This is a genomic window from Halorubrum persicum, from assembly GCF_002727125.1.
Taxonomy (GTDB): domain Archaea; phylum Halobacteriota; class Halobacteria; order Halobacteriales; family Haloferacaceae; genus Halorubrum; species Halorubrum persicum.
In genome coordinates this window covers 55,379-66,298 of sequence record NZ_NHOA01000009.1, presented here as the reverse complement: position 1 = coordinate 66,298, position 10,920 = coordinate 55,379, and the positions used below count along the sequence as shown (strand labels likewise).

At 65.9% G+C, this 10,920-nt stretch carries 7 protein-coding genes, 1 tRNA gene and 1 pseudogene; 2 read left to right on the top strand and 7 right to left on the bottom strand.

Annotated features, from left to right (window positions below; all coding sequences use genetic code 11):
* The 4 genes from DJ69_RS01695 to DJ69_RS01680 all read right to left on the bottom strand — a co-directional run.
* The coding region (locus DJ69_RS01695) for an ATP-binding protein (protein ID WP_099254015.1) at positions 1–1,575 on the bottom strand (1,575 nt) is incomplete at its 3' end.
* Positions 1,568–2,203 (bottom strand): hypothetical protein, encoded by a 636-nt coding sequence (locus DJ69_RS01690; protein WP_099254014.1) that lies wholly within the window; start codon positions 2,201–2,203, stop codon positions 1,568–1,570. The genes DJ69_RS01690 and DJ69_RS01695, both read right to left, overlap by 8 nt.
* Before the next feature lies 1 nt (position 2,204).
* A complete protein-coding gene (locus DJ69_RS01685; RefSeq protein WP_099254013.1) occupies positions 2,205–3,227 on the bottom strand; it encodes a hypothetical protein in 1,023 nt (340 codons plus the stop codon).
* A gap of 54 nt (positions 3,228–3,281) precedes the next feature.
* Entirely contained in the window at positions 3,282–4,382 is a 1,101-nt protein-coding gene (locus DJ69_RS01680) for a hypothetical protein (RefSeq protein WP_099254012.1), read from the bottom strand.
* A 713-nt stretch (positions 4,383–5,095) separates the two neighbouring features.
* Here DJ69_RS01680 and DJ69_RS01675 point away from each other — a divergent pair.
* Positions 5,096–7,024 carry an archaea-specific SMC-related protein gene (locus DJ69_RS01675; protein ID WP_099254011.1) on the top strand — a complete coding sequence of 643 codons (1,929 nt, stop codon included), beginning with the start codon at positions 5,096–5,098 and terminating at the stop codon, positions 7,022–7,024.
* A gap of 159 nt (positions 7,025–7,183) precedes the next feature.
* On the opposite strand, the gene DJ69_RS01670 is transcribed toward DJ69_RS01675, so the two are convergent.
* Positions 7,184–8,698, bottom strand: coding sequence for a phosphoenolpyruvate carboxykinase (ATP) (locus DJ69_RS01670; protein WP_099254019.1), 1,515 nt, complete (start codon positions 8,696–8,698; stop codon positions 7,184–7,186).
* 251 nt (positions 8,699–8,949) lie between these two features.
* On the opposite strand from DJ69_RS01670, the gene rdfA reads away from it, so the two are divergent.
* Positions 8,950–9,576 carry a rod-determining factor RdfA gene (rdfA, locus tag DJ69_RS01665; RefSeq protein ID WP_099254010.1) on the top strand — a complete coding sequence of 209 codons (627 nt, stop codon included), beginning with the start codon at positions 8,950–8,952 and terminating at the stop codon, positions 9,574–9,576.
* Between the two features lie 580 nt (positions 9,577–10,156).
* Here rdfA and DJ69_RS19145 read toward each other — a convergent pair.
* Positions 10,157–10,569: pseudogene (locus DJ69_RS19145) on the bottom strand (alkaline phosphatase PhoX); the annotation flags it as partial.
* A gap of 175 nt (positions 10,570–10,744) precedes the next feature.
* A tRNA-Glu gene (locus DJ69_RS01655) sits at positions 10,745–10,819 on the bottom strand.
* Positions 10,820–10,920 lie beyond the last annotated feature (101 nt).

The window sequence follows — 10,920 nt, the reverse complement described above, 5'->3', positions numbered from 1 at the left end:
GCCTTCCTCCCCGCCGAACAGCTGTTCGAGCGACGAGGGCTCGTTGCCTAGCCGCATGTCCAGTCGCTCCGCCTGTTCCTCGACGTACCGCCGCAGCTCCGGATACCCTTCGAGGTCGTCGATCTGGGTCCGGACGCTGGCGACGTACTGGCGGATCGTCTTGGGCTCGGTCTCGCCGAGCCGGTCCGCGAAGTAGTCGGTCGTCGGCTCGATCGGCTCTCGGTCCGGAAGGTGGACGCTCTCGACGAACTCGCGCTGGAGCTCGCTTCCGAGCACCCGGTCGGCGATCTCCGCCGGCGTGTATCCGGTCGACAGCTCGCCCAGCCGGTCGTAGTCGATCTCGTCGGTCCCGTGCATCGACGCGAGGTGTTTTCGCCACACCTGCGCCATCACCTCCGTCTCCGGCTGCGGGATGAACTGCTGGATCGGGAACCGGCGGGTCGCGGCCGGGTCGATCGTGAATGGCATGTTCGTCGCCCCGATCACCAGCAGGTTATCCTCGATCTCGTTCATCTCCTGGAGGAACGCGTTCGTCAGCGAGCGCTCGTGGCGCTGGAGCGAGTCGTCGCCGCGGTCAGGGATCAGCGTGTCGACCTCGTCGAAGAAGAGGACGGCGAACCCGTCCTGAGCGATCCCGTGCGCCTTCTCGAAGATCGCCTCCACGCGCTTCTCCGACTCCCCGGAGTACTTCGAGAGCACGTCGCTGCCCTTTATCTCGAGGAACTTCACCTCGCCGTAGCTCTCCTCGATGTTCGAGTTGTACTTCGCCTCGTAGGCGATCGCCTCAGAGACGAGCGTCTTCCCGCAGCCGGGGGGCCCGTACAGCAGCATGCTGTTGCCGCGCGAGGCGAACTCGTCGCCGTAGCGGTCGACGACCTCGTCGCGCACGTCGGGATCGAACAGCGCCAGCAGATTCTCCGCCGTGCGTTTCACCTCCGGCAGCCCGGCCACGTCCTCCTCGAAGCTGACCGTCGGCTTCTTCGGCTCGAGCGACACCTGGACCGCCTCGTCATCCTCTTCCTGCCCGCCGCGGCCCTGTCCGCCCGTTCCCGGCCCCCTCGACCGGGAGTCCGACATCGCTTTCCGCTCCCGGTACTCCCCGGTGTCGACGAACTCGATCTCGGTCTCGTCGGTCACCCGAAGGGTGTTGTAGCCGGACGGCTCGAGCTCGACCGGGTCGAACGTCTCGAGGCGGTCGCCGCGCTCGACCGCCTCCTCGATCGGGTGGAGGAGGTAGTTGCTCTCTCGGAGGAACGCCTCCAGTTCGCTCTCGTCGGTCTCCGCGTGGATCGAGACGGACGTGCAGTCTGGCACCTCCCCGATCGAGACATCGGTGTCGACGAGGAAGTCCCGACTCCGGTCGAACCCCCCGAACAGCCGCTCGACGTTCTCGTGGACGCGGACCTCGTTCCCGATGTCGTTGAACAGGTCGTCGACGGTGTTGACGTAGAAGTACGCGCCGATCCCCTTGTGTTTCAGCTGCACCACCTCGGTCGACGCGCTGATCTTCGAATCGCCGATCTTGACGTGCGAGGTCGGCTGTTGCGACAGCGCGATCGGCTTGATGTTAAGCATGGGTCCGCTCCGTGATCGTTCCCGCGATCCGACCGACGTCGGTGAGCAGTTCGAACGTTTCCCGCCGGGTCGACCGGTACACGAACTCGCCCATCGTCAGCGCCTCGTCCAGCAGCTCACGGAGCGCGACCAGCCGGTCCAGGAGCGTCCAGAACGCGGTCTCCACGAGGTCAGATCCGTCCACGGACGCGCGGCGGTGAAGCCGCCTCGCGTCGTCGATCAGATCCGCGAGCCAGTCGCGCAGCGCGTCCGCCAGGAGCCACCAGTTTCGGATCGCTCCCGAGCCCTCGGTCAACGGGACGAGAACCGTTCCCGCCTCCTCGACGAGGCGATCGGCGCTCACGGCGCGGTCGATGTCCTCGACGGCGAGGTCGGGGTCGTCGCGGCCCGCGATCCGGGCCGCGATAACCGATTCGACGGTGTCGTCGGTCTCCCACTCTCCGTACCCCGACAGCTCTACCCCGGCCACGGCGACCGTCGCCAGCTCGGCGATATCGTCCACCGCCGCCACCGCCTCGGACCGGATCCGGCGAACCCGGCCCGCTCGCCGGTAGGTGTCGAGCGAGAGCGCGCGCTCGACGGCGCTCTCGACGGTCTCGAACGCCTCGATAAACGATGAGGCGTACATCCTACCGTTTGAACCCCGCTGCCTCCTCTGCGGTCTCGGCCAGGTTCGCCGTCTCCGCGGCCTGCTCTTGGACGGCTTCGCCGTGGTTCTCCTCGATCATCTCGGCGAAGTCCTCGTCAGCGACGTCGTCCGCCTGACTCTCCTCCTGCCCGGCGAGCTCGTTGATCAGGCTCCCGGCGTTGTCGACGAACTCCAGCGCTTCCTCCGGGAACACGGAGCTCTTCAGCGCCGCCTTCCGGGTGTTGTTGTGGAACATGTCGTACGCCTCGCGGGCGGCCTCGAGCCGTTCGATGGCCATCCCGATCTGATCGACGCCGGCGCTCACGTTCTCGACGAAGTTCTCCGACTTCGCCTTCTCGATGTCTTGGAGGTACAGGTAGTGCTCCTTGAGCTGGGTGTACTCCTGGCGTTCCTCGTCGCTCAGCGTGTCCGGGTCGGGGACGCCCTGTCCGGGACCGAGGTTCTGGATCCGCTGTGCGGTCTTCGAGAGGCGCTCTTCGGAGTCTTGCTGTTCGACTTCGAGCGTGTCGACGGTCTCTTGGAACCGCTCTTTCGCGTCTTCGACCCGTTCGAGGTGTTCGTCGATGCTCTCGATCACCGCCGACATCAGCGCCGCCCAGTTCATCAGCGCCGCGCTGTTGAGGCTCTCCTCGTCGGGGTCCCGGAACAGCACGAGCTCTTCGCCCTCGATCTCGACGATGTCCTCCTCCGCGAGGTACTCGACGAGCACGTCGGCCTGCTGCTCGCTCGACACGATCGTCTCTCCGTCGGCGGTCGCCCCGGCGAGCGCCTCGACGGCTTCCCGACGGTTGATCCCGCCGTGCCCCTCGTCGATGTCGATCTGGTCGATGTTCTCCGGCTGGACGATCTGTTTGATCAGATCCTCCCACTTCCCCTCCATGTCGTCGCTCTCGATCCAGTCGGCTCGGACGCGGATCGGTTCGGAGGACTGACCACGTCCGTCCGCGATGACAAACTGCTGACCGTTGATCGTCTTGGTTTCGAAGGAATATTTGCGAGTCATTCGGTAGTCGTTGAGTCTGTATAAATCAGTCAATCCACATTATTCCATCGGCTTTCAGAACTCTTCGTCGGCGACGACGGTCTCGTACCGGTCGATCACCGCCTCGCGGACGTGCTCATTGACGCGGTCGTCGCGGGCGACCCGGAGTTCGTCGAACTGCTCTTCGGCGCGCTCGGTGAACTCCGACGGAGAGGCGAACACGTCGTACTTCCCCTTCACCTCACCGAGAATCCGGCGGGCCCGCTCGTCGACGAGCCGGTCGAAGGGCTCCTCCACCGTGACGATCTCCGGGCCCTCGGCGAGCCCCAGCCGGTCGACGAGCGTCGACCGCGTCTCCCTGAGTATCTCCGGCCGGACGCTCCGCGCCGCCGACAGCACGTCGAACCGGGAGTCGATCGCGTTCTCGACCACCTGTTCGAACTCTCCGACGCGCAGCGCGTGGTGCGACCCCTCGAACTCCTCGCCGACCGTCTCCTCGATCTCGTCCGCGAGGAACTCCGCGTACTCGTCTATCGCCTCCTCGACGAGGTACTCGCCGTCGAGGTCGACGATGTACCCCTCCCGGTCGAGGTACCTGATCACGTCGGAAGTGGCGTTCACGTCGATGACGCTCTCGAGGTCGCTGTGGGCGATCTTCCCGTTCGACGCCTCGCGTTCCAGCCGCGCGTCCAGCCCCACGTCGTCGGCGTGCTCCTTGAGCTTCGGACCGATCGTGTAGTAGTCGCGCTTGCCCGCCGTGATGCGGCGGAGGTAGTCGCGGTTGGTGAGCTCGTCGACGAAGAAGTCGAGGTCGTCGATCGCCAGCGAGAACCGCGAGCGGAGCGTCTCCCCGGTGACGACCAGCCGTTGGCCGAACAGGTTCGTCAGCTCCCGAGTGATGTTCATGTTCCCCTTCACGCCGAAGGGGTCGACGTAGTACACCCCGTCTCGGAGCTGTTCGAGGTCGACGAACTCGTCACCCGACATCTCCGAGAGCGCCTTTCGCATGTCGCTTGCGGCGAGCGATCCGGCGTTGAGGGTTCCGACGTCCGCGTTCTCGTAGCCGGCCTTGATCTCCGACTTCTGGTCCGCGACGTACACGAACCCGTAGTTGTCTTGGGCGATATCTCGACAGACGTCCTCGAGGACGTCCGTATCCACCGGCAGAATCGTCATTACCACATGCGTGACAGGCTCTCATACTAAACCTTGCGAACACGATGGCCGGCGTCCCGACCCGACCCGAACCCCGCACCGCCGCGGCGTTCCGTGCTCGGGCCGGGGGCCCTCCGTCGGCTCCACGCGGTTCGCGGGAAAATCGGAGGGTCCGTCGGAGTATCCGATCGCCCGAGCGACGGTCTGACTCCGGAATGATAAATTCAGGTTATTATTTTTACTTCTGACACTTTTTCCTCAAAAGCCGGACCCCTCCCGATGGCTGTTCGCCAGATCGCCCATTTCGGGCGATTCTCTGAGGAAGCCGATCTGTCGTTGCTCCGTGACGCCACGTTATTTCTTTGCAATTTAATTGCGGTTGTATTTTCCACATGTTAGTTAATTATGGTAGGCTGTGCGATTATCCCTATGATTTCGGCCCTTTTCACCGACGAGACAGACGATCGCGGCGGCGTTCGGCGCGGATCGACTCGCTCCGCCGTTCGGATCGATGTCGCCGGCCGCGGGTCGCCGACGTTTCTCGGCTCTTAACATATCCTAGAACTATTCGATCACAGAAACGTCTCCCCGGCAGTCTCGGCGGGCCGCAACCACCGCTGGAGCGACGAGAGGCTCCCGGTCGCCGAGGCGCCGTGGGTCGCTGCACGAAGCCGCGCGGGTCGTCACGCGAAGCATAGATTTAACATCGCGACCGTCGTTCTGAACGCATATCGATGTCTCAGATTTCGAAATCCGCCGTCCGCGTCGATGTTCGGAACATCGGTGGCATCGACGAGGCGTCGGTGACGCTCCCGGACGGCGTGTCGATCTTGACCGGACGAAACGCGACGAACCGGACCTCCTTCCTGCAGGCGCTGATGGCCGGACTCGGAAGCCGGCAGAGCTCCCTGAAGGGTGACGCCGAGGAGGGCGAAGTGACCCTGGAACTCGGCGACGAGACGTACACCCGAACGCTGCAGCGCCGCGGTGACTCCATCGCGTTCGGCGGCGACCCGTACCTCGACGACCCGGAACTGGCCGACCTGTTCGCGTTCCTGCTCGAGAACAACGAGGCGCGCCGGGCGGTGGCGCGGGGCGACGACCTCCGCGAGATCATCATGCGTCCGATCGACACCGACGCGATCGACGCGGAGATCCGCGAGTGCAAGCGGGAACGCGACGACCTGGTGTCCGAGATCGAGACGCTCGACAGCCTCGAACGCGACCTGCCCGACCTCGAAGCGGACCGCCGCGAGAAGATCGAGGAGTTGGAGGCGGCACGAGCCGAGCTCGAATCGGTCCGCGAGGAGCTCGACGACCTCGACGCCGGCGTCGAGGAGAGCCGGACGCGCAAGGAGGAGATGGAGGAGGCGTTCCAGCGAGTCCGCGACGCTCGGTCGGCCCTCGACGACCTCGAGTTCGACTTGGAAACGGAGCGCTCGACGCTTACAGAGCTGCAATCGGAGCGCGAGACGCTTCAAGAGACGGTCGAGGAGGCGGACGCCCCCGAGGAGAACCCGGACCGTCTCGCGGGCCGGATCGACGAGCTGCGCCGCCGGAAGCGCTCGCTCGACGACGACATCAACGAGCTCGGGAGCGTCATCGGCTTCAACGAGGACATGGTGGACGGCTCGGGGATCGACATCGACGACGGGACGCCCGGCGACGACCCGACCGACGCGCTGACCGCGGGCGACCAGACGGTCTGTTGGACCTGCGGGTCCGAGGTCGAAACCGACCAGATCGAAGCGACCCTCGACCGGCTTCGGGAGCTCCGCTCCGACAAGCTCGACGAGCGTAACGAGATCCGAGCGGAGATCCAGGAGCTCACCGACAAGCAGTCGTCGATCCGCGAGGCGCAACGCGAGATCGAGCGCGCCGAGGAGCGGCTCGACACCGTCGAGACGGAGATCGAGTCGACCGAGTCGCGAATCGAGGAGTTAGAAGCGCAGATCGAGTCGAAACAGGCGGAGATCGAGGAGCTGGAGGCGGCGGCCGAGTCGATCGACGTCGACGGCTACGACGAGGCGCTGGAGCTCCACCGCGAGGCGAACGGGATCGAGCTCCGGATCGAGCGGCTCGAGGACGAGATCGAGGAGATCGACGACGAGATCGACGAGCGCGAGGCCGCGATCGAGCGGCGCGAGGAGCTGAAGGCGGAGCGCGAGGCGCTCGCCGACCGACTGACGGAGCTGCGGACGCGCGTCGATCGGATCGAGGAGAACGCCGTCGAGGAGTTCAACAAGCATATGGCGACGGTCCTCGACATCTTGGAGTACGAGAATCTCGACCGGATCTGGATCGAGCGCCGGGAGACGGAGGTCCGCAAGGGGCGCCGGAAGGTCACCCGGACTCGGTTCGACCTCCACATCGTCCGCTCGTCGCCTGACGGGACCGCCTACGAGGACACGGTCGACCACCTCTCGGAGAGCGAGCGGGAGGTGACGGGGCTCGTGTTCGCGCTCGCGGGGTACCTCGTCCACGACGTCCACGAGACGGTTCCGTTCGTCCTGCTCGACTCGCTCGAGGCGATCGACTCGGACCGAATCGCGCGCGTCGTCGACTACTTCCGGACGCACGCCGACTACCTCCTCGCCGCGCTCCTGCCCGAGGACGCCGCCGCCCTCTCCGAGGAGTACACCTACGTCGAGAGCATCGACTGACCCTCCGTCTCGCGCGGAGCGACTCGCCGTTCGCTTCTCACGACTCCGCCGCATCGGCGTCGATACATTACAAAACTAAGGGCGTAATGATGAACCCTCATAGCCCCCGGCTCACCGCTCCCGCCGCAGTCGTCCGATTCGGGCGTTCCGGTGCGCCCGCTAGTACAGCGCGTCGCGGATCTCGTCGTCGAGGTCCTCGAACCCGGCGAGGTACTCCCGGCGGTCCTCGCGGAGCGCGTCCCGAGCGGCCTCGAAGTCGTCGACGCGATCGGCGACGGCGAACCGGCCGATGTCGATCCCCGGAACGCTGCTCGGGACGGTCAGCCCGAGGTCCTCGTCGCGCTCCCACTCGATGCGGTTCCGGGCGGCTCCCTCCAGGACGGCGACGGTCTCCTCGACGCCGACGTCGATCGGATCGTCGGTCCCCACCGCGCCCGTGTTGATGACGTAGCTCTCGATGTCGAGGTCGGCGATGAGGTCGCGGAATCGGTTCCCCTCCCCGCCCTCGGAGCCGACGATGAACGGGTTGGTCCCGACGACCCGGATCGGCTCGCCCACTCGCGAGGGGTCGCCAGCGCTCGTCTCGACCGACTCACCGAGCATGAACGCGACCGCGGCCTGTTCGTGGTCCAGGCGCGCGATCGGTGGCATGAGGGGGTTCCGGGTGATGAAGAACACCTGATCGACGCGATTCAAGTCGATGTCGTCGGCCGAGCTCTCCAGCCGGTCTCGGCGGATGGTCGCCCGCGCGTTGCGGCCGTACCGCGGTTCGTCGAAGTGAACCGTGCCGTCGTCGTCGACCGCGACGTTCTCCAAGACCGCGCTCTCGTCGGTCGCGGCGCTGTGCAGCTCCGGCTGTTCCGACGCGTCGAGCCCGATCGTCTTCACGTAGAGGCCGCCGCCCTCGCTCCCGGCGACCGTCCCCGACGGCAGGAGCGCGCAGACGTCGTCTTGGATCATCTCGACGCCCTCCGGCTCGTCGAGCCAGAGCCCGTGGCTGGTCAGCGTCGACTTCCCCGTGCCGGAGAGTCCGAGGAACACCTGCCCGACCGTCCGGGTGTCGTCGCCGTCGGCGAGCGTGACGCGCTTGCTCCCCGCGTGGAGGCCCAGTCCGCCCTGCTGTTTGGCACGGCGCATGAACAGCCGGAGGAACGACTTCTTGGCCTCGCCCGTGTAATCGCTTCCCAGGACCGTCGTGACGCCCGCTTCGGGATCGACGCGGATCTTCGGATCGTCCGTCGCGTCGGGTAACTGCACCGTGACGAACTCCGCCGGTCGGCCCTGTGCCGGTTCGAGGAGCTTCGCCCACGAGAGCGCGATCCGGCTGTACTCCGCGGGAAGGAACAGCCGGCACACGTACGAGGCCTCTTCGTGTCGACCGACGACCCGATCGACGCACACCACGTCGTTGTCCGGATCGTTGACCCACTCGACCCCGCGCGCGAACACGTCGAAATCGGCGTCGTCGAAGTCGTCGTCGACGGTGTTCGCCGTCGCATCGGCGCTCCGCGACCGGTAGTCGCTCACGTACGACGGCGACCCGTGCTCCGTCGTCACCTCCTCGTCCGCCGATAGCTCGCGCAGCTCCGCGAACGAGGGGTTGTACGTGATGTGGTCTGTCGTCGCCGGATCCGGATACTGTGTGGGCTCCGGGACTGGTTTATGAGAGGCCATGTACAGCATTGCGAGCGAGAGTATAATAAGGGTACTGAACGGGAGAACACTCTCCGACTCCCGCCGCTCGAACGGTGCCGTCGGGTGGGGTCAGAGGACGTGTGAACTCCCGGGCGCTCACTTACGTAGAGTGTCTAATGCGCAAAAACATACGAAATATGTAATATAATCCAACCACGATCGGAGATCTCTCGTCCCGTCGAGAGCCCGGACACCGATGATTTTGTCACGCTCGGGGCCGAAACCCGGGTATGACCACCGAAGCGAGTGGCGCGAACACGAAGGTCGCGCGGGTGATCCGCGAGTACGGTCTCGACGACATGGGCGCGAACTTGGAGGCCGCGTGGACCGGCGAGGCGGGCGAGCGGACGAGCCTGCGAGACCTCGCCGACGAGTTCAACCAGGCGGTGTTGGAGGCGGCTCTCCGCGAGGTCGGCGTCTCGTCGCTCAGCGTCGACGTGTCGGCCACCTACGACGCTCTCCGCGGGGAATCCGGATCGTCGTCGACGCGGGCGCGTCGCCGTCTCGAGCGCGAGGGGGTTGACGTCGACGAGCTCACCGGAGACTTCGTCACCCACCAAGCGATCCACACGTACCTCACGCAGGAGCGCGAGGCGAGCCTCCCGGCGGCAGATGAAAATATGGCGGATCGGAAGGTCGAGACCATCGAGAAGCTCCAGGGCCGGGTCTCGGCGGTCGCCGAATCCGCCGTCTCGTCGCTCGCGAACGCGGGCGAGCTGGACCGGGACGGTTACGACGTGCTCGTCGACGTGCGCGCCGTCTGCCCGAACTGCGGGGCCGACGCCCCGGTCGGGGAGCTGATCCGACGGGGCGGCTGCGGCTGTACGGCTGCGTCCGAGGGCGACGGCGACGAGTGAGTCGGCGATCGGTTCGCCGGATCGGGAGTTCGGCGCTGACTGCGTCAAGCTATCATCTTCACATATAGTATATAAATCTTATAGGTATCGCCACAGAAGGTGGCATCGAACCGCGCACCGCAGCCGTCGACTCCCCCTGCCCCGCCAGGTGAACCGTCGTTCGAGATCGACCGCGTCGGGTCACGCCGCGCATCGCGATCCATCTTCCGTATCCGAATTGCTCTCGGGAGTCGAACTGTCCAACTCATGGAGTGGAACGGTGATGGTGGGCCGGTGACGCGTCGGACGGGTCGTCGGAGCCGCGTCCCGACGGATCGCCGCTCCGCCACGGCGAACCGCCGGTCGCGACCTGCGTCTGTTCCCGTCAGTCTCGTCGCTGGGCGCCGGCGGCTGCTACGATTCCGGTGGCGATCAGGGGCAGGACCGGCGAGCGCGGCACGTCGTTCGCCGTGGACTCGGCGCCGGCCCCGTCCGCCGCGGAGCCACCGGTCGACTGGTCGGCGTCGCTTCCGGCGCCGCTTTCGGCGACCGTCACCGTGCCCGGCTGCGTGGCGGGGGTGAAGGCGCTCCCGTCGTCCGCGTCCTGGCTGATGAAGACCCGCGAGATGCAGCCGGGACTGTTCACCCAGTTGGTGAACAGGTACTCCTCGGTTCCCTCCTCGTCCGTCGCGACGAACCGGTTACAGTCGGGGTTCGTCGCCGCGGCGCCGTACTGCGTCCCCGCGAAGTCGTCCTGGTTGATGTCGGTGCCGTCCGGGGTCTGCGCGACGCCGAGCAGCTCCTCGCCGCCGTCGATCGGCTCGCGCCCCCGAACGAGGGTCTCGTAGTCGCCGGCCTTGGACCGAACCCGGCGCTGTTTCGCTTGGGTGTCGGGGATCCCGACCTCCGGGAAGTCGTCGTTGTTCCCGTCACCTCCGCTCCGAAGGCCGCCGTCGAGAGGCGCTTGAGATCCCCTTTGCCGCTCGGGACACCGGGCGTCTCACCCTCCGGTATATTTGAAACCTATTGTGGGTATATACCGCTCGGATCGACAACAGAGACGGGCGGCCGCCGTGCGGTCCCTCGGATCACGCGGGTTACCGACGCTCCAACTCGCATCGACCTCCGGCAAGCGGCGTCGGTGATCGCGGTATCAGTTCACACGCACAGAACGACGACGGCAAAAGGATGCTCCGGCTGGGATTCGAACCCAGGTCATCACCGTGAGAGGGTGATATGATTGGCCGGACTACACCACCAGAGCGCGCGTCCGTTCGACGCAATTACCGGTATGGCAGGATATTGTAAAACAGTTCCGTTTCAACCCCGCCGTGCCCCGGTTTACCGTGCCCAGTTGTCTCGCTG